Origin of the sequence: Novosphingobium sp. P6W, from assembly GCF_000876675.2 — a bacterium.
Taxonomy (GTDB): Bacteria; Pseudomonadota; Alphaproteobacteria; order Sphingomonadales; family Sphingomonadaceae; genus Novosphingobium.
In genome coordinates this window covers 627,943-652,588 of record NZ_CP030352.1, presented here as the reverse complement: position 1 = coordinate 652,588, position 24,646 = coordinate 627,943, and the positions used below count along the sequence as shown (strand labels likewise).

General features: G+C 66.4%; 27 protein-coding genes. 23 read left to right on the top strand and 4 right to left on the bottom strand.

Going from position 1 to position 24,646, the window contains the following annotated elements:
- The 3 genes from TQ38_RS03245 to TQ38_RS03235 all read left to right on the top strand — a co-directional run bounded on the left by TQ38_RS03245 (position 1) and on the right by TQ38_RS03235 (position 2,420).
- A complete protein-coding gene (locus TQ38_RS03245; RefSeq protein WP_043972444.1) occupies positions 1 to 822 on the top strand; it encodes a flagellar motor protein MotB in 822 nt (273 codons plus the stop codon).
- Between the two features lie 346 nt (positions 823 to 1,168).
- Positions 1,169 to 2,080, top strand: coding sequence for a beta-1,6-N-acetylglucosaminyltransferase (locus TQ38_RS03240; protein ID WP_043972446.1), 912 nt, complete (start codon positions 1,169 to 1,171; stop codon positions 2,078 to 2,080).
- Between the two features lie 109 nt (positions 2,081 to 2,189).
- Entirely contained in the window at positions 2,190 to 2,420 is a 231-nt protein-coding gene (locus TQ38_RS03235) for a hypothetical protein (RefSeq protein ID WP_043972448.1), read from the top strand.
- Between the two features lie 243 nt (positions 2,421 to 2,663).
- Here TQ38_RS03235 and TQ38_RS03230 read toward each other — a convergent pair whose 3' ends face one another.
- Complete coding sequence (locus TQ38_RS03230; RefSeq protein WP_043980636.1) at positions 2,664 to 3,488, bottom strand: flagellin; 825 nt, start codon at positions 3,486 to 3,488, stop codon at positions 2,664 to 2,666.
- Between the two features lie 497 nt (positions 3,489 to 3,985).
- Between TQ38_RS03230 and TQ38_RS03220 the strand changes: the two genes are divergently transcribed.
- The 19 genes from TQ38_RS03220 to TQ38_RS03130 all read left to right on the top strand — a co-directional run bounded on the left by TQ38_RS03220 (position 3,986) and on the right by TQ38_RS03130 (position 20,775).
- Positions 3,986 to 5,305, top strand: coding sequence for a sigma-54-dependent Fis family transcriptional regulator (locus tag TQ38_RS03220; protein ID WP_043980451.1), 1,320 nt, complete (start codon positions 3,986 to 3,988; stop codon positions 5,303 to 5,305).
- A 5-nt stretch (positions 5,306 to 5,310) separates the two neighbouring features.
- Positions 5,311 to 5,679 (top strand): flagellar hook-basal body complex protein FliE, encoded by a 369-nt coding sequence (fliE, locus tag TQ38_RS03215; RefSeq protein ID WP_043980634.1) that lies wholly within the window; start codon positions 5,311 to 5,313, stop codon positions 5,677 to 5,679.
- A 4-nt stretch (positions 5,680 to 5,683) separates the two neighbouring features.
- Positions 5,684 to 7,354 carry a flagellar basal-body MS-ring/collar protein FliF gene (fliF, locus tag TQ38_RS03210; RefSeq protein ID WP_043980450.1) on the top strand — a complete coding sequence of 557 codons (1,671 nt, stop codon included), beginning with the start codon at positions 5,684 to 5,686 and terminating at the stop codon, positions 7,352 to 7,354.
- Positions 7,355 to 8,365: a flagellar motor switch protein FliG gene (gene fliG / locus TQ38_RS03205; protein WP_043980449.1), complete on the top strand. Its 1,011-nt coding sequence runs from the start codon at positions 7,355 to 7,357 to the stop codon at positions 8,363 to 8,365.
- Positions 8,358 to 9,026, top strand: coding sequence for a FliH/SctL family protein (locus tag TQ38_RS03200; RefSeq protein WP_052506023.1), 669 nt, complete (start codon positions 8,358 to 8,360; stop codon positions 9,024 to 9,026). Before fliG ends, TQ38_RS03200 begins: the two co-directional genes overlap by 8 nt.
- Positions 9,027 to 9,174: 148 nt before the next feature.
- Complete coding sequence (locus tag TQ38_RS03195) at positions 9,175 to 10,497, top strand: FliI/YscN family ATPase (protein ID WP_043980448.1); 1,323 nt, start codon at positions 9,175 to 9,177, stop codon at positions 10,495 to 10,497.
- Between the two features lie 40 nt (positions 10,498 to 10,537).
- Positions 10,538 to 10,963 carry a hypothetical protein gene (locus tag TQ38_RS03190; protein ID WP_043980447.1) on the top strand — a complete coding sequence of 142 codons (426 nt, stop codon included), beginning with the start codon at positions 10,538 to 10,540 and terminating at the stop codon, positions 10,961 to 10,963.
- A 32-nt stretch (positions 10,964 to 10,995) separates the two neighbouring features.
- A complete protein-coding gene (locus tag TQ38_RS03185; RefSeq protein ID WP_162792199.1) occupies positions 10,996 to 12,879 on the top strand; it encodes a hypothetical protein in 1,884 nt (627 codons plus the stop codon).
- A gap of 60 nt (positions 12,880 to 12,939) precedes the next feature.
- Positions 12,940 to 13,536 carry a flagellar basal body-associated protein FliL gene (gene fliL, locus TQ38_RS03180; RefSeq protein ID WP_043980445.1) on the top strand — a complete coding sequence of 199 codons (597 nt, stop codon included), beginning with the start codon at positions 12,940 to 12,942 and terminating at the stop codon, positions 13,534 to 13,536.
- A complete protein-coding gene (locus TQ38_RS03175; protein ID WP_043980443.1) occupies positions 13,536 to 14,414 on the top strand; it encodes a FliM/FliN family flagellar motor C-terminal domain-containing protein in 879 nt (292 codons plus the stop codon). Before fliL ends, TQ38_RS03175 begins: the two co-directional genes overlap by 1 nt.
- 19 nt (positions 14,415 to 14,433) lie before the next feature.
- Entirely contained in the window at positions 14,434 to 14,745 is a 312-nt protein-coding gene (gene fliN, locus TQ38_RS03170; RefSeq protein WP_043980441.1) for a flagellar motor switch protein FliN, read from the top strand.
- Between the two features lie 6 nt (positions 14,746 to 14,751).
- Positions 14,752 to 15,024, top strand: a complete 273-nt coding sequence (locus tag TQ38_RS03165; protein ID WP_043980439.1) for a flagellar biosynthetic protein FliO — start codon at positions 14,752 to 14,754, stop codon at positions 15,022 to 15,024.
- On the top strand, positions 15,021 to 15,815 hold the full coding sequence (fliP, locus tag TQ38_RS03160; RefSeq protein ID WP_043980437.1) for a flagellar type III secretion system pore protein FliP: 795 nt from the start codon (positions 15,021 to 15,023) through the stop codon (positions 15,813 to 15,815). The genes TQ38_RS03165 and fliP overlap by 4 nt, the downstream gene beginning before the upstream one ends.
- 142 nt (positions 15,816 to 15,957) lie before the next feature.
- Positions 15,958 to 16,248, top strand: a complete 291-nt coding sequence (gene fliQ / locus TQ38_RS03155) for a flagellar biosynthesis protein FliQ (RefSeq protein WP_043980434.1) — start codon at positions 15,958 to 15,960, stop codon at positions 16,246 to 16,248.
- Positions 16,245 to 17,027 (top strand): flagellar biosynthetic protein FliR, encoded by a 783-nt coding sequence (gene fliR, locus TQ38_RS03150; RefSeq protein WP_043980432.1) that lies wholly within the window; start codon positions 16,245 to 16,247, stop codon positions 17,025 to 17,027. The genes fliQ and fliR overlap by 4 nt, the downstream gene beginning before the upstream one ends.
- Positions 17,024 to 18,163 (top strand): flagellar biosynthesis protein FlhB, encoded by a 1,140-nt coding sequence (locus tag TQ38_RS03145; RefSeq protein WP_043980430.1) that lies wholly within the window; start codon positions 17,024 to 17,026, stop codon positions 18,161 to 18,163. The genes fliR and TQ38_RS03145 overlap by 4 nt, the downstream gene beginning before the upstream one ends.
- 58 nt (positions 18,164 to 18,221) lie before the next feature.
- Complete coding sequence (gene fliD / locus TQ38_RS03140) at positions 18,222 to 19,652, top strand: flagellar filament capping protein FliD (protein WP_043980429.1); 1,431 nt, start codon at positions 18,222 to 18,224, stop codon at positions 19,650 to 19,652.
- A gap of 1 nt (position 19,653) precedes the next feature.
- Positions 19,654 to 20,025: a flagellar export chaperone FliS gene (fliS, locus tag TQ38_RS03135; protein WP_043980428.1), complete on the top strand. Its 372-nt coding sequence runs from the start codon at positions 19,654 to 19,656 to the stop codon at positions 20,023 to 20,025.
- Between the two features lie 147 nt (positions 20,026 to 20,172).
- Positions 20,173 to 20,775 carry a response regulator transcription factor gene (locus TQ38_RS03130; protein WP_043980426.1) on the top strand — a complete coding sequence of 201 codons (603 nt, stop codon included), beginning with the start codon at positions 20,173 to 20,175 and terminating at the stop codon, positions 20,773 to 20,775.
- Between the two features lie 217 nt (positions 20,776 to 20,992).
- On the opposite strand, the gene TQ38_RS03125 is transcribed toward TQ38_RS03130, so the two are convergent.
- The 3 genes from TQ38_RS03125 to TQ38_RS03115 all read right to left on the bottom strand — a co-directional run bounded on the left by TQ38_RS03125 (position 20,993) and on the right by TQ38_RS03115 (position 23,281).
- On the bottom strand, positions 20,993 to 21,439 hold the full coding sequence (locus tag TQ38_RS03125) for a hypothetical protein (RefSeq protein ID WP_043980424.1): 447 nt from the start codon (positions 21,437 to 21,439) through the stop codon (positions 20,993 to 20,995).
- Between the two features lie 195 nt (positions 21,440 to 21,634).
- Positions 21,635 to 22,765 (bottom strand): pyridoxal phosphate-dependent aminotransferase, encoded by a 1,131-nt coding sequence (locus tag TQ38_RS03120; RefSeq protein ID WP_043980422.1) that lies wholly within the window; start codon positions 22,763 to 22,765, stop codon positions 21,635 to 21,637.
- 63 nt (positions 22,766 to 22,828) lie between these two features.
- On the bottom strand, positions 22,829 to 23,281 hold the full coding sequence (locus tag TQ38_RS03115) for a nuclear transport factor 2 family protein (RefSeq protein WP_240197934.1): 453 nt from the start codon (positions 23,279 to 23,281) through the stop codon (positions 22,829 to 22,831).
- A 204-nt stretch (positions 23,282 to 23,485) separates the two neighbouring features.
- Here TQ38_RS03115 and TQ38_RS03110 point away from each other — a divergent pair, with 204 nt between their 5' ends.
- Positions 23,486 to 24,637: a sulfotransferase gene (locus TQ38_RS03110; protein ID WP_052506022.1), complete on the top strand. Its 1,152-nt coding sequence runs from the start codon at positions 23,486 to 23,488 to the stop codon at positions 24,635 to 24,637.
- The last annotated feature ends 9 nt before the right edge of the window (positions 24,638 to 24,646 follow it).

Below are 24,646 nucleotides of genomic sequence, written 5' to 3'. Positions count from 1 at the left end.
ATGGCCAAGAGCGCCGACGAACCCGTTCGCCCGATCATCGTCAAGAAGATCACCGTCGTTGCCGACGGGCACCACGGCGGCGCCTGGAAAGTCGCCTATGCGGACTTCGTGACCGCGATGATGGCCTTCTTCCTCTTGCTGTGGATCCTGGGCGCCACCACCGAAAAACAGCGCAAGGGCATTGCCGACTATTTCTCGCCCACGCTGGTCAAGAACCGCAAGTCCGGCACCGGATCGGGCACCGGCCTGCTGGGCGGCACCTCGCTGACCGCGCAGGACAAGCTGCCTCACCCCGGCGGCAGCGGCAACAAGGCCATCACCATCCCGCGCGACGCCACCGGAGGACCGAAGGAAGGCGCCAAGCGCACCCAGCTCGCCCGCCAGCAGGTGGAAAAGAAGCTCCAGTCCACCGACCGCCTGCGCAGACTGGCAAAGCAGGTGCGCCTGGTCGACACCACCGAGGGCGTGCGTATCGACCTTGTCGACGATGCGAACTTCTCGATGTTCCGCCTGGGCACCACGGTGCTGACGCCCGAGGCCTCCGACCTGCTGGCCGCGCTGGGCGAGGCGCTGGGCCCCGACGGCGGCGGCGTCACCGTTCGCGGCCATACCGACGCCCTGCCCTTCGCGGCCGGCACCGTGGGCAACAACTGGTCGCTCTCCGCTGGGCGCGCCGAGGCCACCCGCCAAGCCCTGCTACGCGACGGCATCAAGGAAGACCGCTTCCGCCGCATTGAAGGCGTCGCCGACCGCGAACTGCTGATCCCCGCCAACCCGCACGACCCGCGCAACCGCAGGATTTCGATCACGCTGCTGAACTGAAGGCGGGGGCCAGCACTAGTCCCGACCGCCGATGCCTTCTGTCCAAAAGTGGTCGATACTCCGCTTGTACCGAAGAAATCGGTAAATACGGCTGGAAACGGGGATTTAAGCCTGTCCCACAGCCCGATTCGAAATAATATGCAAGGCGATCCGGGCCTTGTAATTTTTGTATATGATATGTATATTGTTGCTACGCCGTTGCGTCCCGTTGGCCCGCAATACTGTCTGGCGTTGTCTCTTCACGATCAGAAATTCTTTTGATTGGCTTTCCTGAGACAGGAAATGCTTGTCGCCGAGCCCGAGGTTTCGACAGCCGGGTGCCGGCGCTGCTGATGAGGCTTGCCCGATGATCGCATATTTTCTGCTGGTCCACCGTTACCCCGCGCAGTTCAAACGTTTGTTCAGCGCGATTTACGTGCCCGGCAATCAGTATGTCGTCCATGTCGACAAAAGCTCCGGCGTGGAACTGGCGACGGAAATCGCAACCTTCCTGAAACCCTATCAGGGAGTGGAACTGCTTGAACCGGAAGATGCGCTCTGGGGCGGATACAGCCTTGTCGAGGCCGAACTGCGCGGCATGACCCGCCTTCTGCAGATGGACAGCAACTGGACGCATTACATCAACTTGTCGGGTCAGGATTTCCCGCTCAAGAGCCAAAACTACATCCGTCAGTTCTTTGCCGCCCATCCGGGCAGGCAGTTCATCCGCGCGCTCGACCAGCGCAAGGAACGCCCCGACACCATGAACCGGGTCAGCCACATGTTCACCGAAGAGCGCGGAACGTTGACCGCAACCGGCGTGGCGCGGCCTTATCTTACGGGCGACACGCCATTTATCGGCACGCAATGGAAAGCGGTCACCCGCAGTTTCTGCGAATACGTCTGCCACGATCCGCGCGCCGACCGTTTCAAGAAATTCTATCGTAACAGCTTTATCGCCGACGAGGCCTTCTTCCAGACTGTCATGATGAACAGTGGCGACCATGGCATCGTCATGAACGACGATCTGAGGATGATCGACTGGGTGCCCGATGGCGACATCAAGCTGCGCCCACGCAATTATGACGAGGCCGATTTGGGTCAGCTCCAGCGCAGTACCGACCTTTTCGCGCGCAAATTCGATGCCGAGGAGGACCCCCGGATCCTTTCGCTGCTCGAACGCCATCTGCGAACGCCCGCAGCGGACGTCTATCTCGGCGCGGAGAATACCTTCCAGGCGCCTTTGCACTTGAGCATGCCGCAAGCCGTGAATGCCTGAAAAGCGGATCATTTCGCCGATCACCACATTGTCACGGCAAAATCGCAGCAGAAGACGAACCACGAAGTTCGCAGGCCTTGAAAACATGAAACGGTAAGGATTCAGGATCATGCAGATTTCCGCAGCCCATTGCCGAGAGCAGGAAGCGTTGCAACGGGCCAAGGCTCTTAGCGAACCGCTGGAGAACCGGCGGAAAATCGCGTTGGATGCTGCCAAGGCCTGGGAAGCGGAAGCCGTCTGGGCTGAAAACCGGGCGTCAAAATCCACCCCGCTCGACAAGCTCGACGTCGCCATCGCCCTGGAATTTGAACGGGAAGCGAAATCGGGTCTCTCCGAATGACGGGATCACGCGCTGACCAGCCTGATGTCGTGCAGACTGGTTCGCGCCGCCATCGAGAATGGCGTCCAAATGCCTTGAGCAGCATTCCCCTGCAGATGCGCTTCATCAAACCTGCATCGCGCTTACCGGATCAGCCGAAACGCCCGGCGGTCTGAGGGCAGACCGCCGGGCTGGGCCCTCCGGGGAACGGGAGGCCAGTCGGCACGCCGCGCCGGGCGTGCCGGTGTCGGCGTCGCTGTGCGCTTAGCGCAGTAGCGACAGGACGTTCTGCTGGCTCTGGTTGGCCTGGGCGAGCATCGCGGTGGATGCCTGGCTCAGGATCTGGGCCTTGGCCATCGCGGTCGTTTCGGCCGAGTAGTCGGCGTCTTCGATGCGGCTCTTGGCGTCGGACAGGTTGGTGACGGTGTTGGTCAGGTTGTTGATCGCCGATTCCAGGCGGTTCTGGCCGGCACCCAGCGATGCGCGGGTCGAGTTCACGTCCTTCAGCGCATTGTCCACGTTGGTCAGCGTGGCGGCGGCCTTGGTGGCGTCAGTCACGTCCAGCGCCGAGGCGACAAGGTTGGCACCGTTGATGGCCTTGGCGGTCAGCGTGACCTTCTCGCCCGAGTTCGAGCCGGTCTGGATGTCGAAGGTCAGGTCGGTGCCCGAGGTGGTCGAGATCAGCGTGTTGCCGTTGAACTTGACCTGCGTGAACGAGTCCGAGATCTGCGAGGTCAGCGCGGTGACTTCCTGCTGCATCGCCGCGCGGTCCGACGACTGGTAGGTGCCCGAGGCCGACTGGATCGCCAGTTCACGCACACGCTGGAGCATGTTGCTGACTTCCGACAGCGTGCCTTCCGCGGTCTGGGCCAGCGAGATACCGTCGTTGGCGTTGCGGATGCCCTGGCTCATGCCGCGGATCTGCGAGGTCATCGAGGTGGAGATCGCAAGGCCGGCGGCGTCGTCCTTGGCCGAGTTGATGCGCTTGCCGGTCGACAGGCGCTCCATCGCGGTGCCGAGCATCTTGTTGGCGGAGTTCGAAGCGTTGGATGCGCGGATCGCGCTGATGTTCGTATTGATGACAGACATGATGAGGTTCCCGTTAGTGTCCCGATAATCCCGGCCCATCAGTTATGGGCTTTTCGGAGCAACCGGCCGGCCCATCCAGCCCGCTGCCAGCCACTAGACCGGCAGCCTTCCGCGAACTTTAAGTCCCGCTATGAAAACGTTTGAAGTGCGGCGCGGCGAAGGCGAATCGGCAGCGGGCGAATCTCCTGATTCACGAATCCCCCGCGCGGCAATCGCGCGCGCGTGAAGATTATTCCTCCGCTGCGCCGCTGCGACTGCCCAATGCGATCCAGCCTGACGTTCCGCCGCGAAACCCGCGATTTTCGGGGATTCCAGCCAATGATCTGCTTCCCAAGGCACGGCAGAGCGAGCCTCGCAGCGGATGGAAGGCCCTGCAGAAACCTGCCGCCGAACGGCAGATTACGGACATCTACGCGGCCTTAAATTACCGCTCTTTTTGCCGTTAACCACGCATAAGCGGCTTCATAGAACTGGTTAATTCCAAGGGAATCCGCGATATGGCCGCTCTGGAAATCAATAACGAAACGGCTCGCCTCCACGGCCCGCTGATCCAGCGCGCCGGGGCAATTGCCGCTTCTCTTTTCAATGGCGATGCAATCGATTTCCGCGATTTTGCAGACCGCACCCCGCTGCGCCCCCGCACTCGCTGCGTGCGCCTGTCGCGCGGTCCGGCACCGGCACTTGTGCGCGAAGGCGCCAGCCTGACCTCGATGACCTACGCCGACCCAGTCAGCGAAACCGCGCTGGCCATGCTGCTGGCCGCCTCCGCCGGCCCCGAAGACCCCATCGCCGCCGACCCGGAAAGCCTGTCCGTCTTCGCGCTGGCAGAGCGTCTTGCCGCCAGCGACATCCCGGTGCTCATCAACGGCCCGACCGGCACCGGCAAGGAAGTGCTCAGCCGCTTCATCCACACCCGTTCGAACCGCCGTGACCAGCCGTTCATCGCCGTCAACTGCGCCGCCATGCCCGAAACGATGCTGGAGGCCATGCTGTTCGGCCACCAGAAGGGCGCTTTCACCGGCGCGACGGCGGCCAGCGAAGGCTTCATGCGCGCGGCGGACGGCGGCACCCTGCTGCTCGACGAGATCGCCGAACTGCCGCTTGTGTTGCAGGCCAAGCTGCTGCGCGCGCTGCAGGAACAGGAAGTGGTGCCAATCGGCTCTACCCGTGCGATCAAGGTGGACGTGCGGGTGATCGCCTGCGCCAACCGCGACTTGCCCACCGAAGTGGCGCAGGGCCGTTTCCGCGCCGACCTTTTCTACCGCCTCAACGTCTTCCCGCTGGAACTGCGTCCCTTGCGTGAACGCCCCGACGACATCGCCCCGCTCGCTTTCGCCATGGCCCTGCGTCATGCCCGCGCCATCAGTGGCACCGAAGCCGTGCCCTGCTTCACCGAAGGCGCGCTGGCCATGCTGCGACTGCATTCCTGGCCGGGCAACGTGCGCGAACTGGAGAACGTGGTCCGCCGCGCGATGCTGCTCGCCCACGGCGGCACCCGGATCGCGCCCGAGCACATCGTCTTCGACAGCCCGGCACGCCTTGTCGCCGTGCCTGCGATCGGCGGCCTCGAACTGGCGTTCGCCGCGCCTGTCGATGCGCTGGACGGCGACCGCAAACTGTCGAGCATCGTCCAGCACTCCGAGGCCCGCGCCATCGTGGAAACGCTGGAGGCCTGCGGCGGCAACCGCCTGCGTGCGGCCCGCGAACTGGGTATCTCGGAACGCACGCTGCGCTACCGCCTCGCCTCGATGCGGGAGGCCGGTATCGAAATCGGGCGCCCCGCTCCCGCTCCTTCGGCGATGGGAGGCGGCCGGTGAGCAGCATTCCCTCGATCAGCGGCATGGGCGGTGCGGGCGGCGTCCAGCAGATCCTGCAACTGCGTCAGCAGATCATCTCGCGCAACGACCTGCTGCGCGAGATCCATACCGCGCAGGCCGCCACCCAGACCCAGAGCGCCGGGCAAGCCCCCGCCGGCGGTTTCGCCACCTCGCTCCAGACCGCGCTGGACGGCGTCAGTTCAGTGCAGAGCCGCTCGGAAGCGCTCTCCACCGCTTACGAAAAGGGCGAGGTCACCGATGTCGCCAAGGTCATGCTGGCCCGCCAGGAAGCTGGCGTCGCCTTCGAAGCCACCCTGCAGGTGCGCAACAAGCTGCTGTCCGCCTACCAGGACATCATGCGGATGGGAGTCTGACTAGATGGCCGATCTTGTTCCCGTAACCGGTTCGCCGTCCAAGTTCGGCGGTTTTGGAGACGCTTCGGGCGGCAGCGTGCTGACCCGCCTTTCGTCCATCACCCAGCAGCCTGCGGTGAAGAAGATGATGCCGGTGTTCATCGGCCTTTCCGCCATCGGCGGCGCGGCGCTGACCTGGAGCATGATGGCGCCTTCGCCCCAACGCGTGCTTTATGCCCAGCTGGGCGACAGCGAACGCGCCGGAGTGGCCGAGGCGCTCGACGCAGCGCAGATCAAGTACGCCATCGACAACCAGACCGGCGCGCTCACCGTGGCCGAGGGCGATTTCTACAAGGCGCGCATGCTGGTGGCGTCCGACGGCGCGCTGGCGACGCCCGAAACCGGCGACCAGATGCTGGACAAACTGCCGATGGGCGCCAGCCGGACGCTGGAAGGCGAACGCATGCGCTCCGCCCGCGAGCACGACCTGCAACTGACCATCGGCCAGATCGACGGCGTGGATTCGGTGCGCGTCCACCTTGCCGAAGGCGAAAAGTCCGTCTTCGTGCGTGACAATCTGGCGCCCACCGCTTCGGTGATGGTGCGCCTGAAATCCGGCCGCCAGCTCAGTGACGGGCAGGTCTCGGCCGTCGTCAACCTTGTCGCGGGATCGGTGCCGGGCCTTTCCCCCGACGCGGTGCGCGTGGTCGACCAGCATGGCCGCCTGCTTTCCGAAGGTGCGGGCGCGGACAACGATCGGCTCGACATGCAATCACGCCTGGAAACCAAGCTGCGCGAACAGGTGGCGCAGCTTCTCACCCCGATGCTGGGCGACGGCAACTTCACCACCGAAACGCAGGTCCAGCTCGACATGGACCAGGTGACCGCCGCGCGCGAAAGCTACGACAAGGACGGCGTCGTCCGCTCGGAACAGTTGCAGCAATCGCAGACCTCCGGCCCCGGACAGGCGGGCGGCGTCCCCGGGGTACTGTCGAACACCCCGCCGCCCGCAACGCAGGCCGTAGCGGGCGCGCCGCAGGGAACCGCGCCCGCCGGTCCCGCTGCCCCGGCGCCTACCAACGGCGAAAGCTCGACCAGCAAGACGTATGAGTTGGGCCGTCAGGTTTCCGTTTCCGAAACCGGCCCGGGCGGGATCAAGCGTCTGACCGTGGCGGTGGCGATCAGCGCCGCTGCCATGAAGGGCGCCAAGGCCAAGGATCTGGCCGACCTCGAAGCGCTCGTCAGTGCGGCGGTGGGCGCCAATCCGCAGCGCGGCGACGTGGTGAAGATCGTCACCCGCAGTTTCGAGCCAGTCGCAGTGGAGGCCGCCCCGTTCTATGAGGCCCCGTGGTTCGCCATGGTCGTGCGCAACGGTGCGGCGGTTCTCGCGGTGCTGCTGGTCCTGCTGCTGGGCGTGCGCCCAATGATAAACGCCATGCGCGGCGACAAGCCCGCCAAGGCGAAGAAGGGCCAGAAGGGCGCCGCCGCCGAGGCTGACGAGGGCGGCTATACCGCGCCTGCCCTGCCGATGGCTTCGGCAGAGGGCGTGGCCGTGGAAGTCAGCCGCGCCGAACTGCTTTCGCGCCAACTTGGTCTGGCCCAGCGCATCGTCGCCGAAAAGCCGGAAAGCGCGGTCCATGTCCTGCGCCAGATGCTTGCCGAACCCGCCCCCGAAGCCCCTTCCAAGGCCGCGTAAATGACTGAAATGGCTCCCTTGCAGGCCGCAGACAGTGCGGCGGTAATGATGATGCTGCTGGCCGAGGAGCAGACCGCCGAACTTCTCAGCGCCCTCGACCCGCGCGAACTGCGCCTGCTGGGCGAAAAGATGGTCGCCCTGGGCGAGATCGGCCCCGATGTGATCGCCCAGGCCATCGCCGGGTTCGTCGCCAAGACCGAGCGTATGGGCCTTGTCGCGCATGACCGCGTCGGCCAGGTCCACGCGATGATGAGCCGCGCCGTGGGCGAGGTGAAGGCCGACAACGTGATGCGCCGCATCGCGCCCGCCGCTCCGCAGACCTCGCCGCTGGAACTGGCGCGCTGGCTGACCCCCGACGCGCTGGTCCCGCTGCTCAAGGGCGAACATCCGCAGGCCATCGCCGTCCTTTTGATCCAGCTTGACCCCGAAGTCGCGGCGGCCGTGCTTCACGCCCTGCCCCCGCTGGTCCAGCCCGAAATCGTCCACCGCATCGCCACGCTAGGCCCCGTCGCCCCGCAGGCGATCGAGATGCTGGAGGAACTGCTTTCGCGCCGGATCACCGAAAGCCACGGCCAGCGCCCCCTGCAGATGGGCGGCGCGCGCGAGGCGGCCGAAATCATCAACGGCATCGGCAAAGTCGCCGAAAAGCATGTCATGGGCGCGCTTGCCAAGCGCGACAAAGTGCTGGCGCGCCAGATCGAGGAGGAGATGTTCAAGTTCGAACACCTCTTCGTCCTCGATGCGCAGGCGATGGGCGCCTTGCTGCGCGATGTCCCCAACGAGACCCTGATCGACGCCCTGAAGGGCATCGCCGAGGACGAGCGCGAGGTGTTCTTCAAGGCCATGTCCAGCCGCGCCGCCGACGGCGTGCGCGACGAGATCTCCGCGCGCGGACGGGTCAAGCTGGCGGACGTGGTCGCAGCGCAGAAGGACGTCGTCGCGGTGGCCCGCAAGCTTGCCGCCGACGGCACGATCGTGTTCGGTTCGGCGGGAGACGACGACTATGTCTGACCTTGGTTTCTCGCTCACCCAGCCGGGTCTGACCCCGCCCACGGCGCAGCTGGTCGGCAGCCCGCGCCCGCGCGTCTCGCTGGTCGAGGCGCTGGGCCAGTCGGCGGGTTTTCGCCCCGATGCGCGCTTCGGGGGCATGTTCGGCATGACCCTGCACGAGCCCGCAGGGACGCTGATGCAGCCCGAAGCGCCGGATCTGATCGCGGAAGCCTATGCGCGCGGTTTCGCCGATGGCCACGCGCAGGCGAGCGAGGCGGCGGAGGCCCACGCCATCGCAATGGCCGCCGCGCACGAGGCGTTGGCGCTGGCCTTCACCCGCATCGACGCCAGCCTTGAGGAAGACCTGCGCCTGCGCCTGCGCGATACCATCGCGGCGCTGTGCGAGGCAGCGCTGGCGCCCCTCGCCATCGACGAGGCCGCGCTGATGCAGCGCATAACCCGCGCGGTATCCATGCTGGCCCGCGCCGACGACGAGCGCGTGGTCAGGCTGCATCCCGCAGACATCGCCCTGATTTCGCAGCGGATGAGCGCGGAATGGCAGGTCGTGCCCGATGCTTCGCTGGAACGCGGGACCGTGCGCGTCGAAGGCACGGGAGGCGGGGTCGAGGACGGCCCCGCAAGCTGGCGCATGGCAATCGCCGAAGCGCTGCATCAGGGGTGAGGCGCCGTGCGGCAGGGGCTTCGACAAGCTCAGCCTGAGCGGGGTCTAAGGATGCTTCATGACGCAGCGCTGGGCCAATGTTCTCTCCGCCCCCGCTCAGGCTGAGCTTGTCGAAGCCCCCAGCCGGCCAAAACAGGACATGACACCCATGACCACGCCCCACGCCGCTATCCTCGCCGATTTCGCCGCCGAGCCGGTGGACCTCGCCCCGCGCCGTTTCGGCACCGTCACCGCCTGCGACGGGGGCCTGCTCGAAGTCAGCGGCCTTGCCGTGCCGGTCGGCGCGATGTGCCGGGTTATGAATGGACCGCGAGGGACCTTCCCCGCCGAAGTCATCGGCTTTCGTAACGGGCGCACGATGATGATGCTCCTGGGCGACACGATCCTGCTGCGCCCCGGCGCGCGCGTGGTGCCCGAAGGCCGCCCCGGAATGCTGCCCGTGGGCGACGCGTTCCTGGGCCGCGCGGTCGACGGCGAGGGCTTGCCGATCGACGGCGGGCTGCCGATCCACACCCGCCTCGAATGGCCCGCTGGCGGCGTGCGCACGTCCGCACTTGACCGCAGCCCGGTACGCCTGCCCTTCGATACCGGAGTGCGGGCGCTCAACGCGCTCACCACCTTCGGGGTCGGCCAGCGCATCGGCGTGATGGCGGGATCGGGCGTCGGCAAATCCGTGCTGATCGACATGATCGCGCGCGGCGCCAGCGCGGACGTGGTGATCGTCGGCCTGATAGGTGAACGCGCGCGCGAGGTTTCCGACTTCGTCGAGCGCCACATGAACGACGAGAAGAAGCACAAGACCGTCGTCGTCGCCGTGCCCGCCGACCATGCCCCGAACCTGCGACTGCGCGGCGCGATGCTGGCCACCTCGATGGCCGAACATTTCCGCAGCACCGGCAAGCGCGTACTGCTGATTCTGGACAGCCTGACCCGCGTGGCCCATGCCGCCCGCGAAATCGGCCTTCTGCTGGGAGAACCCGGCGCCGCGCGCGGCTACCCCCCTTCCGCGCTGGCAACGATCACCAAGCTGGTCGAGCGCGCGGGCAATTCAGCCGCGAGCGGCGGCTCGATAACCGGACTCTACACGGTGCTGGCGGACGGCGACAATCAGGACGATCCGGTAGTCGACACGGCGCGCTCGATCCTCGACGGCCATGTCGTGCTATCCCGCGAGCTGGCGCAGCGCGGGCAGTATCCGGCGATCGACATCGCTGCCTCGCTCAGCCGCGTGATGAACGATATCGTGCCGCTGGCCCACCAGCATCTGGCCCGCAGTTTCCGCGCCCTCACCGCCAGTTACGAGGCCAACCGCGACCTCGTCCTGATGGGCGCCTACCGCACCGGCGCCGACCCGCAGCTTGACCGCGCCATCGCCATGCAAGGCGCACTCACCGGCTTCCTGTGCCAGCCGCAAGGCGAAGTCGTGGGCCTTGATGCAAGCGCCGGCCAGCTTGCGGGACTGCTGGGATGAACCTCCACCGATCTCGTCATTTCCGCTCCGGTCTTTCCCGATGAACCTGGAGCTGAAACGCCTCGCCCGCCTGAAAAGGCTGGAGAAACTGCGCGCCATCGCCAAGCAGACTGCTGCCACCGAAGCGGCGCAAGCCGAAAGCACCCTGTCGCAGCTTCGCGCCTTGTCGGACCGCACCCGCCAGCTCGCCAGCGACTACGGCGCGCGGCGCGAGGCCGCCGACGGAGCCGCGCTGCACCATGTCGCCCGCTTCGTCTCCGGCCTGCAGGCGATCAGCCGCACCACGGACGGCGATGCCTTGCGCGCCCAGTCAGTCGCGGACGCCAGGCAGCAGGCCCTGGCGCAGGCCGAACGCCGCCGCGCCGCCATCGAGGACCGCGCAGTCCTCCAGGAACGCCGCATCGCCAGCAAGGCGCAGGCCCCGGTCCTGACCAGCCGCAAAGCAAGTGGCACGGATCTTGAATAGAGCCGGACGACGCCAGACAGGACAGGCCCCGCATGATCCCGACCAGTGCCCCGACCCTCAATTCCGCAATCGCCCCCAGTGCCGCAGGGACGTCTGCGGGCATGCCGGGCGCCGATTTCGCCGCGCTTCTGGGGATCACGCAGGCTCCGGTCGGGAAGACGGTAGAACCCACCCTTCACACGGGTGGGGTCGTGGCTGCGCCCCTCGCCCTGCTCTCGGACGCCGTGAAAGATACGCAGGACGGCCTCGCCGCACTAGCGCTCCAGGCTGGTGCGGCAGCGTTTCCTGTCGCCCCGAAAGGCGCGACCGGCGTGCCTATCCCGGTCGCGGTCAATCCCGCAGCGCAGCCGCAAATATCGCTCCAGATGCCCGGTAACCCGGCGCTTTCGGCCACGTCGCCAGCCGCATCGACGTTTGGTTTCGCGGCTATGCCCTCTCGCACCGAAGCGCCTTTGACGCCGGGCCTTGAGCCGGTCGCAGCCAATCTCGCGGTAACCTCCCCGGATGCTGGCAGCTCCATCGCCGCACCATCCGCCCCCGCCGTGGTCGGCACTGTGCTGAAGCCCGGCCTGCCCGCTGGCGCCTTGTCGCTGCCTGCCGAAAGCTGCGCCCCCATCGACGGCAATGGCGGCAAGAAGACCGGCAAGATGTTGCCGCATGCCATCCACACCAAGCACGATGACGAAGCGGCCGCTGCGAACGAGACCTCCCTCGCAGCCGCGCCCGTTGCTGCGGTCTTAGCCGCCAACCTCTCGCTCAATGCCGGCCTGCTCTTTGCAGACCTGCCGAATGCCGAAGCCGCGCGCGCGCAGCCCGTCAGCGCCGAGCAGACGTTGCCGACCATGCCGTCCGCAACGCCGATGGCGGTGGCCCCCGCTGCCCCGCGCGCCGCACCATCAGCTGCCGCACCGCCCGCAAGCATCGTGCTGCCTCAGGCGAACGAGGTCCAACTCGAGCCGATCGAACTGGTGGCCGCAGACAGCGGACGCGCTGCTTCGCGTGAGACGGCGGCGGCACCTTCCGTGCCGATCCAGCCGCGCCCGGCCGACCCGGCACCCATCGCCTCGGTTCGGACCGCCGCGCTCGATAAACCTGCGCCTGTGGCAACCTCTGCTGCGGCGCAGCCGATGCGGCAGTCGGTCGAGGCGGCCCCGGTCGTTCAGGCTCAGGCCGCTCTCCAACGGCCGGAAGCCGCCGCGCCTGCGCCTTCCGCTGACGGCGCCGTTCAGGCCGCGCCCGCGCAGCCCCGCACGCACGCTTCCGCAAAGCCCGCGCGCGCCGAGCCAGTCGAGCCCGAGGGCCATTCGGCTCCGGCTGCCGAGATCGAGGCTGCCCCGGCGCGCACCGTTCTCGCCATGCCGCAGCCGGGGATGGCCGATGCCGCGCCGGTCACTCCCGGCACGCCGTCGCCTGACGGTGATTTAACGCCCTCCCCCACGGGCGAGACCCCTCAGGACTTCGCCACTCTGGTTTCCCGCCTGGCCGAAGCGCGCGAGGCAGCCAGTCCGAATGTCGTGCGCACCGCGCTTTCCCATGCCGAGTTCGGCCGCGTGTCGATGCAGATCGGGCATGAGGACGGCGGCCTCTCCGTCACGCTGGCAAGCCGCGATCCCGAATTCACCGGCGCCGTCCAGGCCGCAGCAGCGGCGGCCGCGAATAGCGCAGCCGGGAATGGCGATCAGGCGCGTCCGGAAAGCCAGTCCCAGCAGCAGGGCAGCCAACCGCAGACCAGCGCCAATGCCAATGCCAATGCCAATGCGAGCGGCGGCCAGAACCAGCAGGCCCGCACCGATGCATCCGGCCAGCAGGCCCGGCGCGAGGGTTCCGCTTTCGGGCGGCCTCACGACCAGCAGCAGCCCCCCGCGCCGCCGCGCGGTCGCAGCGAGCAGCGTCCGGGCAGCGACATCTACGCCTGACGCAGCACGGGCCGCCGCGCCCAGCACATTGACCGTCCGAACACCGGGGAATTTTCTTAAATGAGCGCAAAACCTGCCAGGGACGACGGCGACGAAAAGCCGAAGAAGAAGGGCAAGATGGGGCTGATCCTTATCGCCGTGGCCATGCTTGTGGTCGGCGGCGGGGCGGTGTTCGGGCTGATGATGGCAGGCGTGATCGGCGGCCACGGCGAGGAAAAGAAGAAGGACGAAGGCCCGCAGCTCGTCAGGAAAGGCGCCGCCGATCCCTATGCCCCGCCCGCCAAGGAAGGCGAGGGAGAAGGTGGCGGCGCCGAGGCAGAAAGTGAAAGCGGCGATCCTTACCGGACAGCCTACTTCACTTTCACCGACGATTTCACCTCCAACCTCAAGGACAGCGATTCGATGGTTCAGGCCAGCCTCGCCTGCTCCACCCGGCGCGACGGGCGGGTGCTGCAATGGTTGGCCAAGCATGAACTGGCGATCCGCTCGCGCCTGCTGGAAATCCTGGCGGACACGCCCGAGGAGGACGCCACCACCATCGACGGCAAGGAACGCCTCAACAAGCGGATGACCGACGCCATCAACCAGGTGCTGATCCAGAAGGAAGGCTTCGGCGGCGTCGATGCCGTCTACTTCCGTAACTTCATCGTCCAGTGATGGCGCAGGAAACCCCGCCCAAAGCGCGTCACTGCGCCGAACTGCTCGGCTCCGGTCCCTCGATCGCGGAGATGGTGCGTCCGCTTGCGAAGCTGGGCGAAACGCTGGCGCGCACGCTGCCGGACGGGCTTGCCCGGCTGGCGGGCGGCGAGGCGCCGGTGGTGCGCATCGGTATTCCGGCCGAATCCACGCTGGCCGCGATGGAGGCGGAGAACGCAGGGTTGACCGCACACAGCCTGATGGGCCTTGGCCCCCGGCGCCTGCCGCTGCTCGCCACGTTCGAGGCAGCGCCGGTGCTGCGCCTGCTGGACCGCGCATTCGGCGGGCGGGGCGACGTGCCCAAGCCGCTGCCGGCCGCGTTTCCGCTGTCCGCGCAATTGCTGCTGGCGCGCATCGAGGAAGCGATTGCCGCCGCCCTCAGCGCCGGGCTGGGCGGCGATCCAACCCACCGCGTCACCGCGCTGCGCCGCGACACCAGCTTGTCCGAACTGGCCCCCTTTGCGCCTGCCGAGCCGCTGCTGCGGATCGTGCTGGAGATCGAGGAGCCAGCCGCCCAGCCGTGGTCGCTGGCGCTCACCCTGCCGCTCTCGACGCTGGCCGCCGCGCTCGTCGTGCCGCGCCGCCAGCGCCGCCTGACGGCGCGCGCCCGGCCCGGCCCTGACGGAGAGCCGTTCGCCTCGATGCCGATCGAGGTGACCGCCGTGCTGGTGGACATGACGCTGCCGTTCTCGCGCCTTTCGGCGCTTCGCCCCGGAGACGTGCTGCCGGTGACGGTGGCGCGCTCGGTGCCGCTCAGGGTCGACGGGCGCACCATTGCCGCCGGCACGGTCGGCGAAGTCGAGGACCGGGTCGCGGTCCAGCTTCAAAACGCATTCTGATTTGGGAACCCGAAACGATATGAGTATCCATTCCCGCGGCCTCGACTTCCTGCGCGATGTCGACGTGCGCCTCTCGGTCGAGCTGGGCCGGACCCAGATGAAGCTCAAGGACGTGCTGGCGCTGGGGCCGGAAAGCCTCGTCATGCTGGACCGGATGACCGACGAACTGCTCGACGTGCTGGTCAACGGCAAGCCCATCGCGCGCGGAGAGGTCATCTCGCACAACGGGCGTTTCGGCCTGCGCATCGTCGAGATGCTGGGGGTGGAGGAAACCGCCGCCCCGGACGATGCGCTGGAGCTGCCCGAAAGCGGCCTGAGCGGGAGCGAGTGACCGGTCATGCTCTGGTATGTGCTCAAGCTGATCGTGCTGCTGCCGATGATCGCGCTGATGATCTGGGGGTGTCTGAAGCTGGGCCGGACACTGCAGGCGAAAGTCGGGGTGGGCACCGGATCGAAATCGATCCGCATCGTCGAGACGACGATGCTCTCGCCCACGCTCAAGCTGGCGGTGATCGAGTTTCATGGGCGGGAGATCCTGGTCTCCGCCTCGCGGCAGGGCCTGACGCGGCTGGCCGAAGCGCCTGCAAGAATGCGGGAGGAAGGGGAATGAGCTTGCCAAGGCTACGTCCCCGATGGGCTGGGCTTGGAGGCGTAATCGCCGCCCTCCTCGTCCCGGTCTCCGCCCATGCGCAGTCTGCCCCCACCGCTATCCCCGGCGCGCTCGACCGTGCATTCGGGTCGCTGGGCGGTACGGGCGGGCCGGGGATGAACATGTCGCTCCAGCTCCTGCTCATCATGGGGCTGCTGACGATCCTGCCCAGCCTGATCCTGATGATGACCAGTTTCACGCGCATCCTGGTGGTGCTGTCGATCCTGCGCCAGGCGATCGGGTTGCAGCAATCGCCGCCCAATCAGGTCCTGATCGGACTGTCGATGTTCCTCTCGCTGTTCGTGATGGCGCCTACGCTGGAGACGGTGAACCAGACCGCCATCGCCCCCTACTCGGCCGGCACCATCAATGCAGAGGCCGCGATCCAGAACGGCGGCCGCGCCTTTCATGCCTTCATGATCCGCCAGACCCGCGAACGCGACCTGATGATGTTCGCCGAGATGGCCCAAGGTCGTTCGGGGCCGCCGCGCTTTGCCAGTAGCGCCGACGTGCCGTTCTCGGTGCTGCTCCCCGCCTTCGTCACCAGCGAACTCAAGACCGCGTTCCAGATCGGGTTCATGCTGTTCCTGCCGTTTCTGGTGATCGACCTGGTGGTGTCGTCGGTGCTGATGAGCCTGGGCATGATGATGATGAGCCCGATGGTCGTTTCGCTGCCGTTCAAGCTGCTGCTGTTCGTGATGGTGGACGGCTGGGCGCTGCTCATGGGTTCGCTCGCGCAGAGTTTCGGGTGATGGTTTGCCTTGGCCGCATGGTGGTTCGACAGGCTCAGCATGAGTGGTGTCGGGAGCTCATTTTTGTGTTTCGGAATGTCATTTTCAGGTTTCCGCTCATGCTGAGCTTGTCGAAGCACCCTCGCACACAGCGCAGCCGCTGATGGAGGACATTTCCGCCCTCCTTGCCCTGGCTGACAGGATGCTGTGGGTGACGGCGCTGGTCGCCGCGCCGGTGCTGCTGGCTTCGCTGGCGGTGGGCCTTGTCATCGGCATCATCCAGGCGGCGACCTCGGTCAACGAACAGACGCTGACCTTCGTGCCCAAGCTGGCCGTTATCGCGCTGGTGCTGGTGCTGCTGGGCGGTTCGATGATGACATTGATCGCCGACTACACGCAGGAAGTCTTCGCCCAGATCGCCCGCACCGGCGACGCGCAGCAGGTTGCGCAGTGATCGGAATAGAGTTCGGCTACGGCGCGCTGGAGGCCGAGTTCTGGCGGCTGGTGTTCGTGATGACCCGGATCGGCGCCGCGCTGGTCGCCGCGCCGTTGTTCGGCGCGGTCACGGTGCCGGCGCAGGTGCGCGTCATGGTGGCGGGCGCCATCGCGGTGATGGTCTGCGCCTGGACGCCGGTGGCGGCGCCCGCGCAGCTCCTTTCGGCGGCGGGTATCCTTTCCGTCATGGGCGAAGTGCTGGTGGGCCTGACGCTGGGCTTCGTACTGCAACTCTCGTTCGCCGCGCCGGTGATTGCCGCCGAAGTGATCGGCGGCGGAATGGGACTGAACATGGCGGTCGCGATCGATCCGGTGGGGGGCACCCAGTCGCCTGCGCTGGGGCAATATTTCATGGTCGTCCTGACCCTGGTGTTCCTGGCGCTGGGCGCGCATCTGCAATGGTTCGCGCTGGTCGTGCGCAGTTACGAGGTGTTTCCGCCCGGCCAGACATGGCTGGGGCCAACGCGGTTTGCCCTGGTCGCCGGGTTCGCCAGCCAGATGTTCCTCACCGCGCTGGCGATCGCCCTGCCGGTCACGCTGGTGCTGCTGGTGGTGCAGGTGGTGACCGGCGTGCTGAGCCGCTCCGCGCCCGCGCTCAACCTGTTCGCGCTGGGCATGCCCGCAGGCGTACTGGGCGGGATCGCGGCCCTGATGATCGCCGCCCCGGTGCTGACCGACATGGTCGCCCGCCTCTCCGCCGAAGCCTTGGCCAACGCCGCGCGGGTGCTTGGCCCATGAGCGAGCAGGAAGGCGAGAAAAGTTTCGCCCCCAGCGAAAAGCGCAAGCGCGACGCGGCCCAGCGCGGCGATGTCATCCGCCCACGCGAACTGGCGACCGCCGCATCGGTCGCGATCGGCGCGGCATGGATGCTGCTGGCGGGACCATGGCTGCTCGACCTGTCGGAGCGGCTGCTGCGCGCGGGCTTCACGTTCGACCGCGCCTCGCTTGACGATTTCAGCCCCGGCGACAGGCTGATGGATGCGTTGCTTGCGGGCCTGCCGCCGATCGCGGTGCTGGGCGGCGCGGTCATCGCGGTGTCGCTGGTTTCGCAGCTCGGCTTCGGAGACGGGCGCTGGGTGGGCGGCAATCTTGCGCCCAAGGCATCGCGGATCAACCCGATGTCGGGGCTGAAACGCGTGTTCGGTCCTTCGGGCTGGATCGAAATGGTGAAGGGCCTCGCCAAGGTCGGGCTGCTTGGCATCATCGCCTGGACATGGGCGGACGGGCGCATCGACGCTTTCGCCCGGCTGGGCCGGGGCGACGTGGTAGCCCAGCTTTCCTGGGCATGGGACACCATCGTACTGCTGCTGTTCTGGCTGGCCGCAGGGCTGTTCATGATCGCGCTGTTCGACCTGCCGATCCAGATCGTGCGCCGCATGATGCGCTTGAAGATGACCCTTCAGGACGTGCGCGACGAGTCCAAGGAATCCGAAGGCGCGCCCGAAAAGAAGGCGATGATAAAGGACCGCCAGCGCAAGATCGCCATGGGCGGCCTAGTCCCGGCGATGAAGCAGGCGCAGTTCGTCATCACCAATCCGACCCATTTCGCGGTGGCGCTGACCTATGACCCCGCCAAGGCCCCCGCGCCGATCGTGGTGGCACGCGGGCGCGGGGAAACGGCGCTGGCGATGCGCCAGCTTGCCGCGGAAAGCGACTTGCCGGTGCTGGAATACCCGGCACTGGCCCGCTCGGTGTTCTACTCCACCCGCGAACGGCAGGTGATCCGCGAGGAACACTACGTTGCGGTCGCAGCGCTGCTGGCTTTCGTCATGGCCCTGAAACGCGGCGAAAAGCGCACCGCGCCGCAGGTTTCGGTGCCGGTGACAGTGCGTTTCGATGCGGACGGACGGCTCGATCCGGGGTCGGTTTCGTGAAGATGTTTCCGGCGCCGACGCCGCTTAAAACCGCGCGGCCCATGCCGTTCTGGGAACCATGGTAAGCAGCACCTCCTCCTCGACCAGCGCATCGGCTGTCACCACGTCGTCGCTCGTGACCGCGCTGGGCGGGGGCAGCGGCGTCGACATGACCGCGCTGGCCAACAATCTGGCCAATGCGCAGTTCGCCTCGCGCAACGACCGTCTGGCGACGAAGTCGGACAAACTCGACGCACAGATTTCAGCGGCCTCGAACATCAAATCGCTGATGCTGGGGCTGGACACTTCGCTGGGCACGCTGGTCCGCTCAGGCAGCCTTGCGCGCACGCCCAGCCTCGCCAATGCTTCCGTCGCCTCGGCCACGCTTTCAGGCAGCAGCCAGCCCAGCGGCAGCTATTCGCTCGAAGTTACCCGGCTCGCCAGCGGCCAGCAGCTTGCCAGCGCGCCTTTCCAGGCGACCGGCAGCACGGTGGGATCGGGCACGCTGACGCTGAAGTTCGGCACGGTTTCGGGCAGCACTTTCGCGCAGGACAGCGCCCATGCAGCGGTCGACATCACGGTCCCGCAGGGCGCCACGCTTGCCGATGTCGCCACCGCCATCAACGGCGCCAATGCCGGGGTCAGCGCCTATGTCACCAACACCGTAGACGGCGCGCAGCTGGTGCTGAAGGGCCCCCAAGGCGCTGCCAATGGCTTCGTGCTGGAGGCCGGCGACCCCAGCCTTTCCGCCTTGGCCTGGTCGCCCGGCGGCGCCACCGGCCAGCTTCTGAACACCGCGAACGACGCCGCCTTCAAGGTCGATGGCCTGTCCATGACCGCCACGTCCAACACCGTGACTGACGCCATCCCCGGCGTGAAACTGCAACTTGCAGCGGTCAACACCGGCGCGCCGACCACGCTGGGCTTTTCCGATCCGGCCGGCGCCATCGCCGCCTCGATGCAGGACTTCGTGGACGCGCTCAACGAAGTGGTCTCGGCCCTCAATACCGCGACGTCGATCGGCGGCGACCTTGCCAACGATACCGGCGCGCGCGCGCTCAAGCGCTCGCTTTCCGCGCTCGGCTCCGCCACCATCATGCCGGGCGCCACGGGCGCGGCGAAGACCCTTGCCGACCTTGGCCTCAAGACCCAGCGTGACGGCACCTTCGCGCTCGACACCGACCGCTTGAGCGCAACCACCGCCGCCGATCCCAAGGGCGTGGCGGCGATGTTCACCAACGGCGTCAACGGCGTCTACGGCACCGTCGACCGCATCTACCGCGCGGCGGTTTCCACCAGCGACGCCTATTCGCTGGGCAGTTCGATCGCCGGGTATACCAAGAAGAAGACCGGCATCTCCACCGAAAAGAGCGACCTTGCCGAGCAGCAGGAGAAGCTGCGCGCACGCCTCGTCGCGCAGTACACCGCGTCTGAAACGCGCATCGGCGCCTCGAAATCGACGCTGGCGATGCTGACCAACCAGATCGCCCAGTGGAACAAGAGCAGCTGACATGCTCCGGATGACCTCCCCTCAGGAAGCCTACCGCCGGGTGGATTTCGACGCCCGCGTCAGCGGCGCCGGCCCGGCCGAACTGGTGCACTTGTGCTTCGAACATCTGGTCAGCGCGCTGGGCACCGCCGTCCATGCCGACCTGCGCGGCGACAACTGCCTGAAAAGCCGCTCGATGACCCGCGCGCTCACCGCCATCACCGCGCTGCAGATGGGCATTGCCGGGGCCGAAGGGGTCGCCGGCGCGCTCAGCCAGCTTTACGAAGCAGCGCGGCGCACGATTCTGGATAGCGCGCTGCAGTTCGATGCGGAGAGGATCACCGAACTGCGCACGGACTTCTGCGAGATCGGCCAGGCCCTGAAAGCAGGGTAAACACCCATTTCGGTGATTGCGTAGAACACGAAACCGGGCGTTCGCGAATGCGTACGGCAGGTTGCCTCGATTTTGGAGCAGGTCCGGGGCGCGGGGATCGAAAGATGCGAATATCTCCCTAGGCAGATACCCAATGGGAGACTGGCTGTGGACCTCATCTCGAACCTTATCTTAATCGACAGCGACAGCCGGCGCCGTGCCGGCATCAGTCATGTGCTGTCCGCCGGCAATATCCATGTCGAACCGTTCGAGAACGTGTCGGAACTGGCCGCTTCGTGGCCGCGCTCGGGCGTGGTGCTTATCCATGACGAGGACGGGACCATCGAACACCTGATCGAAAGCATGGCCCAGCACGGCGACTGGTTCCCGATCATCGCCTTCAGCGAAAGCCCCGACGCGCAGCGCATCGTCCAGGCCATCCTCGACGGTGCGATCGACTACATCGCATGGCCGATCAGCCCCGAAGAACTCACCGAAAACCTGGGCAAGGCGATCACCCGCGCCGAAAGCCTTGGCAATGCCAAGCTGCGCGAAGTCATGGCCCGCGCCCGGGTTGACCGCCTGACCCGCCGCGAACGCGAAGTGCTCGGCGGCGTCGCCAGCGGACTGTCCAACCGCCTGATCGGCGAAAAGCTCTCGATCAGCCCGCGCACGGTGGAAATCCACCGCGCCAACATGCTCAACAAGCTGGGTGCCAACCACACCTCCGACGCGATCCGCATCGCCATAGAGGCATCGCTGGTGAATTGAGCAGGCCGGGCAATTACCCCTAGGCCCGTGTGAACAAGGCGTTAGTCATAATTGGCTACACCGGGCCTGTCGGCACTGAAGCCGACAGCTGTACCCACAGTCTCCTGAGAACGCAGGCCCGGTCGAAATCCCCTCCCGGCCGGGCCTGCAGTGGGTTCTACAAAACAGAAGGGGCGATCTCAGCGTCCCCCCTAATGCTTTCAAAATGTGGAGAAGGTCAGTGCACCCGCATCGAGACGGGCGCAGGCAGCGCGTCGGTTTCAAACGGTGCTTTCTCGATCCGCGCCAGCACCGCCGCGACATGCGCGCCCAGCAAAGCCAGTCCAAGGCTTGACGCTTCGGCGATCGCCTCCTCCGCACCATTTTCCTGGACCACGCTGGCCAGACAGGCGCCTTGCGGCCCGCGCGAAAGCATGAAGCAGGCGCCGGGGCCCATCAGTTCCAGCACTGCGCAGGTCACCGCCCCGCTTTCCAGCATGGCGTGAACTGCCGCCACGTCGAGCGGGCCCTTGGTTTCCACTCCGCTGCCGCCCAGTTCCAGCACCGCCTCGCGCACGCGCTGCGCTTCCTCGCCAGGCGCGCTTCCCGCGCAGTCGTGCAGGAAATCACGCAGGCGCCGCGCCCGCGTGCGATCGTCGATGATCTGATTCAGGGTACTGGCCATCTCTATTTTTCTTTCGCGTCCGAAGGTGCGCCAAAGTCCCGAAGTGCCGCCTTGCGTCAATACGCAGATTCCGCGTGCGCTGCAGCACTGTCCCGCCTTGCTACATTCTACATCTGCAATGTGAAAGCGCGGTTTACACAGCCATCCGCAGTTTGAATTAGTCCCGCTTCGCCCGCGAACATCTGGCGCGAGGGATCAGGCGCGCGCGGCGAACCAGACGGCCATCCGCTCGATCGCATCCTCGATTTCGGGGGTGGAGGCGGCGAAGCTGAAGCGGATGAAGCGGTTGCCGTCGACGGGATCGAAATCGATCCCCGGCGCGGTGGCGACGCCGGTGTCCGCCAGAAGCTGGCGGCAGAAGGCGAAGCTGTCATTGGTGAGGTGGCCGATGTCCGCCCAGATGTAGAATGCGCCGTCGGGCGGAGCGATATGGGCAAGGCCGAGGCGCGGCAGCGCGGCAAGCAACAGCTCGCGGTTGCGCGCATAATTGGCGAGATGGCCGTGCAGTTCCTCATCGCAGTCGAAGGCGACGAGCCCGGCGTGCTGGGCCAGGACCGGCGGGGTGAGGAACAGGTTGGCGATGCGCGCGCGCGCCGCGTCGATCAGCGCTGGCGGCACGACCAGCCAGCCCAGCCGCCAGCCGGCCATGCTGAACCATTTGGAAAAGCTGTTCACCGCCAGCGTATCCGGCACATGCTGGAGCATCGACTGCGCTGCCGGCCCATACGTAAGGCCGTGGTAGATTTCGTCCGAAATCACCGCGATGCCCTTGCGCGCGCAAACTTTGGCGATGGCGGCCAGTTCCTCAGGCGGGATCACGGTGCCGGTGGGATTGGCGGGGCTGGCGATGATAACCCCGTCCGGCGCGGGATCTATCGCATCGAGCGCGGCGGCGGTGACCTGGTAACGCTCCGCAGGCCCGCAGGCCATCTCGACCGGCTCGATGTAGAGCGTGCGCAGTGCATTGCGGTACGCCACATATCCGGGCCGCGCGAGGGCAACCCGGGCGCCGGGGCGAAACAGGCAGGAAAGCGCCAGCACGAACGCCGGCGATGCGCCGCAGGTCAGGAACACCTGCTCGGGAGAGACGGTGACGCCGTAAGCCTCGGCATAATGGCGGGCGATACGCTCGCGCAGGGCCGGGCTTTCCCAGTAACCGCCTGCCTCGCTGTCGAGCACCGCGTGGGCCGCGGCGATGGCCGCAGCGGGCGCGCCGGTGGAGGGCTGGCCGTACTCCAGGTGAATGACATCGCGCCCCTGCGCCGCGAGTTCATAGGCGAGGCGGCCGATGGTGGTGGCGTGAAACGGTTCGACGTGAGCGATCATGCGGGCGTGCTACGATGCGTGCCGGTGCGATGCAATGCGCGTGCGAGGCGCCGTATTCGCGCATCATGCGAACACCGTGTATATTCGCGCAGTAAAGCGCCATTTGCCGTCTACGCGCGCAAAACTGTCGTGATATTCGCCGGTCACCTGCTTGTCCGTGCCGGTAATCGAAGCCGTCATCATCGCATTGGAGCGGGCAGTGTCGCCCTCGACCTCGATCATCAGATTGTGGATCAGCGGCACCGGGTGAGGCTTGCCCTTTCCTTCCGACAAGAACGCCACCAGCGCATGGGGCGTATCGAAGCGCTGGCGCACGGTGAACTCGGCGCGGTCGGGACGCCCCGAACGAACTTCGAACGTACCCCCGGCTACAAACAGCGCAGCCAGATCCTCATAAGCCTCGCGCCGCACTGCGCGGGCGTAGTGGTGGACGAGATCGGCGATGGCAATCTGCGCCTCGATGCGTTCCAGGCGGGCTTCCAGCGCATCATTCATGTCGCTGCGTCCGCTGCGCACCGGGCCATCGCTTCGACGATACCTCTATAGGCTTTTCGCAGGCGATCACCCCCGGATGCACGCCTTCTTGCGCCGAAATCCATCGATTTTCCCCTCTCCCCGGTTCTCGCCGGCAAGTCTGACGAAGTGGGCGCTATCTTGCAATCATCCCCGACGCCAAGCATCACCGCAGGAACGATAAAAGAATGAGAGAGGAAAACCGGCATGACTGTCGACGAGGTGATCGCAGCCGCGCGGGCCGAAACCGGGCTGATGGAAATCGGCGATCCCGCAGCGCTGGAAGGGCTTGAGGTACTGCTGCAAAGCTACGCCGGGGAAGCCGCTTTTACCGAGCGCGGCAGCCAGCTCGCCCACCGCGACCTCGTGAAGTACATGGCGAACCGCCTGCGGATCGAGGACTGGCTGGCGCGCCACCCGCAGCTGCTGGAACGCGAAGTCGAAAAGCCGCTGTTCGTCTTCGGCCTGCCGCGCACCGGCACGACGCTGCTGATCAACCTGCTTGCCGCCGATCCGGTGCGCCGCGCCTTCCTGCGCTGGGAATCGCACGACCCGGTGCCGCCCCCGCGCCCTGAAGAACTGAATGCCGGACCGCGCTGGCACAAGATGCAGGAACAGACGCAGGTGGCGCTCCAGCACATGCCCAAGATCGCCGCCATCCATTACGAGGAAGCGCATAGCCCGACCGAGTGCCAGTTCTCGATGAACTACTCCTTCTGCGCGCAGGTCTTCGAATCGCAGGCCGACGTGCCGGGGTACCGCGACTGGCTGCTGCACAAGGCCGACTACCGGCCAGCGTTCCGTTTCCACAAGCGGCTGCTGCAATTGCTCCAGGCCGACACGGGCGGGCGCTGGACGCTCAAGAACCCTTGGCATCCGCTGTTCCTGGACGCGCTGACCGAAGTGTACCCGGACGCGCAGCTTGTCATGACGCACCGCGATCCGGCCGACGTGCTGGGCTCTATCGGCAGCCTGATCGAGAACGTGCGGATGATCTATTCGGACAAGGTGGACCTTGCGCGCATCGGCGAGACTTTCATGGAAACCTTCGCGCTGATGATCGAGCGGCAGGAAGCCTTCCGCGCGAAGCACGGCGCAGGGGCAATCCTCGACGTGCAATATGTCGACGTGGTGAAGGACCCGATCGGCGAGTGCCGCCGCATCTACAAGCACTTCGGCGAACCATTCACCGCCGAGACGCAAAGCGCGATGGACGGCTACATGGCGGCCAACCCCAAGGGCAAGCACGGCACGCACGACTACACACTGGAACGCTACGGCCTGACCCGAGAAGGCGTGCATGCGGCCTTTGCCGACTATATCGAACGCTACCGCATCCCGGTGAAGCAGGGGGCGTGACGCCCCCCG

What these genes read in the sequence shown, in the direction of transcription:
- TQ38_RS03245 (WP_043972444.1), top strand. Translation starts at nt 1, where the DNA reads ATGGCCAAGAGCGCCGACGAACCCGTTCGCCCGATCATCGTCAAGAAG.
- TQ38_RS03240 (WP_043972446.1), top strand. Translation starts at nt 1,169, where the DNA reads ATGATCGCATATTTTCTGCTGGTCCACCGTTACCCCGCGCAGTTCAAA.
- TQ38_RS03235 (WP_043972448.1), top strand. Translation starts at nt 2,190, where the DNA reads ATGCAGATTTCCGCAGCCCATTGCCGAGAGCAGGAAGCGTTGCAACGG.
- TQ38_RS03230 (WP_043980636.1), bottom strand. Translation starts at nt 3,488, where the DNA reads ATGTCTGTCATCAATACGAACATCAGCGCGATCCGCGCATCCAACGCT.
- TQ38_RS03220 (WP_043980451.1), top strand. Translation starts at nt 3,986, where the DNA reads ATGGCCGCTCTGGAAATCAATAACGAAACGGCTCGCCTCCACGGCCCG.
- fliF (WP_043980450.1), top strand. Translation starts at nt 5,684, where the DNA reads ATGGCCGATCTTGTTCCCGTAACCGGTTCGCCGTCCAAGTTCGGCGGT.
- fliG (WP_043980449.1), top strand. Translation starts at nt 7,355, where the DNA reads ATGACTGAAATGGCTCCCTTGCAGGCCGCAGACAGTGCGGCGGTAATG.
- TQ38_RS03200 (WP_052506023.1), top strand. Translation starts at nt 8,358, where the DNA reads ATGTCTGACCTTGGTTTCTCGCTCACCCAGCCGGGTCTGACCCCGCCC.
- TQ38_RS03195 (WP_043980448.1), top strand. Translation starts at nt 9,175, where the DNA reads ATGACCACGCCCCACGCCGCTATCCTCGCCGATTTCGCCGCCGAGCCG.
- TQ38_RS03190 (WP_043980447.1), top strand. Translation starts at nt 10,538, where the DNA reads ATGAACCTGGAGCTGAAACGCCTCGCCCGCCTGAAAAGGCTGGAGAAA.
- TQ38_RS03185 (WP_162792199.1), top strand. Translation starts at nt 10,996, where the DNA reads ATGATCCCGACCAGTGCCCCGACCCTCAATTCCGCAATCGCCCCCAGT.
- fliL (WP_043980445.1), top strand. Translation starts at nt 12,940, where the DNA reads ATGAGCGCAAAACCTGCCAGGGACGACGGCGACGAAAAGCCGAAGAAG.
- TQ38_RS03175 (WP_043980443.1), top strand. Translation starts at nt 13,536, where the DNA reads ATGGCGCAGGAAACCCCGCCCAAAGCGCGTCACTGCGCCGAACTGCTC.
- fliN (WP_043980441.1), top strand. Translation starts at nt 14,434, where the DNA reads ATGAGTATCCATTCCCGCGGCCTCGACTTCCTGCGCGATGTCGACGTG.
- TQ38_RS03165 (WP_043980439.1), top strand. Translation starts at nt 14,752, where the DNA reads ATGCTCTGGTATGTGCTCAAGCTGATCGTGCTGCTGCCGATGATCGCG.
- fliP (WP_043980437.1), top strand. Translation starts at nt 15,021, where the DNA reads ATGAGCTTGCCAAGGCTACGTCCCCGATGGGCTGGGCTTGGAGGCGTA.
- fliQ (WP_043980434.1), top strand. Translation starts at nt 15,958, where the DNA reads ATGGAGGACATTTCCGCCCTCCTTGCCCTGGCTGACAGGATGCTGTGG.
- TQ38_RS03145 (WP_043980430.1), top strand. Translation starts at nt 17,024, where the DNA reads ATGAGCGAGCAGGAAGGCGAGAAAAGTTTCGCCCCCAGCGAAAAGCGC.
- fliD (WP_043980429.1), top strand. Translation starts at nt 18,222, where the DNA reads ATGGTAAGCAGCACCTCCTCCTCGACCAGCGCATCGGCTGTCACCACG.
- fliS (WP_043980428.1), top strand. Translation starts at nt 19,654, where the DNA reads ATGCTCCGGATGACCTCCCCTCAGGAAGCCTACCGCCGGGTGGATTTC.
- TQ38_RS03125 (WP_043980424.1), bottom strand. Translation starts at nt 21,439, where the DNA reads ATGGCCAGTACCCTGAATCAGATCATCGACGATCGCACGCGGGCGCGG.
- TQ38_RS03120 (WP_043980422.1), bottom strand. Translation starts at nt 22,765, where the DNA reads ATGATCGCTCACGTCGAACCGTTTCACGCCACCACCATCGGCCGCCTC.
- TQ38_RS03110 (WP_052506022.1), top strand. Translation starts at nt 23,486, where the DNA reads ATGACTGTCGACGAGGTGATCGCAGCCGCGCGGGCCGAAACCGGGCTG.